This window comes from Enterobacter sp. AG326, from assembly GCF_004362415.1.
Lineage (GTDB): Bacteria > Pseudomonadota > Gammaproteobacteria > Enterobacterales > Enterobacteriaceae > Enterobacter > Enterobacter asburiae.
On record NZ_SNXG01000024.1, the window covers coordinates 1 to 1682 of the forward strand.

Here is a 1682-nt window from a genome sequence, read left to right on the forward strand (position 1 = left end):
CGCCGGATGAACTTCGGCAACAGTTCCGAAAAGGTCTCCCGCCGCATCGCGCATATGGAAGCTGACCTGAACCGGTTGCAGAAAGAAAGCGATATCCTGACCGGTCGGGTGGATGACCCGGCCGTGCAACGTCCGTTACGTCAGACCCGCACCCGCAAACCGTTCCCTGAATCACTCCCCGGCGATGAAAAAAGACTGCTGCCTACGGAGCCATGCTGCCCGGACTGTGGTGGTGCGCTGATACCTGGGTGAGGATGCAGCCGAACAACTGGAGCTGATGTGCAGCGCCTTCAGGGTTATCGGTACGGTGCGGGAAAAACATGCCTGTACTCAGTGCGATGCCATCGTGCAGGCCCCGGCGTCTTCGCGGCCCATCGAGCGGGGGAGCGCCGGACCTGGGCTGCTGGCCCGCGTGCTGACTTCGAAGTATGCAGAGCACACGCCGCTATATCGTCAGTCAGAAATATATGGCCGGCAGGGTGTGGTGCTAAGCCGCTCACTGCTGTCAGGCTGGGTGGATGCATGTTGCCGGCTGATGTCCCCGCTGGAAGAGGCGCTTCAGGGCTATGTCCTGACCGACGGCAAACTCCATGCCGATGACACCCCGGTCCAGGTGCTGTTGCCGGGCAATAAGAAGACGAAGACCGGACGGTTGTGGACGTATGTTCGTGACGACCGCAACGCCGGTTCAGCGCTGGCACCGGCGGTCTGGTTCGCCTATAGCCCGGACAGAAAATGCATCCATCCTCAGACTCATCTTGCCGGCTTCAGCGGTGTGCTGCAGGCGGATGCGTACGCCGGGTTCAACGAGCTGTACCGCAATGGCCGGATAACGGAAGCCGCATGCTGGGCTCATGCCCGCCGAAAGATCCACGATGTGCACGTCCGCACCCCGTCGGCGCTGACGGAAGAATCCCTGAGGCAGATCGGTCAGCTGTACGCCATAGAGGCGGATATAAGGGGAATGCCGGCGGAGCAGCGGCTTGCTGAACGTCAGCGAAAAACGAAACCGCTGCTGAAATCCCTGGAAAGCTGGTTGCGTAAAAAGATGAAGAATCTGTCGCGATACTCAGAGCTGGCGAAAGCGTTCGCGTACGTACTTAACCAGTGGCCGGCACTGACGTACTATGCGGACGATGGCTGGGCCGAAGCAGACAACAACAGCGCAGAAAATGCCCTGCGGACGGTCAGTCTTGGGCGTAAAAACTTCCTGTTCTTCGGCTCTGACCATGGTGGTGAGCGGGGAGCGCTGCTGTACAGCCTGATCGGGACGTGCAAACTGAACGGCGTGGATCCAGAAAGCTACCTTCGCCATGTGCTTGGCGTCATAGCTGACTGGCCGATCAACCGGGTCAGCGAACTGCTCCCCTGGCGCATAGCTCTGCTAATTGAATAACACATCCCCGTCAATACGGCACTCGCTGTACGCTTAAAATGCTTCGCCGGGATATGGCTGATATAGCGCCTGATCATCTCTTCCTGGGTCAGCGTCAGCTACCTGTACTGCTGCGTAGTAAGCGTCCAGCGAAAGCCGTCTGGTCATAATCTGAAGCATCCGACAAAGTGGTACCCACAAAATAAGTTGAATCTCCAGACAGATAACCCGTACAGGACAGTAACGAGACAAGCCGTCAGGCCCTTCTTGAGTCACGCGCACCGGTGAGGAAAAGCCTCGCATGAAG

At 58.4% G+C, this 1682-nt stretch carries 1 protein-coding gene and 1 pseudogene; one reads left to right on the forward strand and one right to left on the reverse strand.

The annotated features are described in order from the left end of the window. Nucleotides 1-1396, forward strand: a pseudogene (locus DFO52_RS23040) (IS66 family transposase); the annotation flags it as partial. A 33-nt stretch (nucleotides 1397-1429) separates the two neighbouring features. Here the strand turns inward: DFO52_RS23040 and DFO52_RS23205 are convergent. Further along, nucleotides 1430-1682: hypothetical protein (locus tag DFO52_RS23205; protein WP_208110489.1), on the reverse strand; the 253-nt coding region annotated here is incomplete at its 5' end.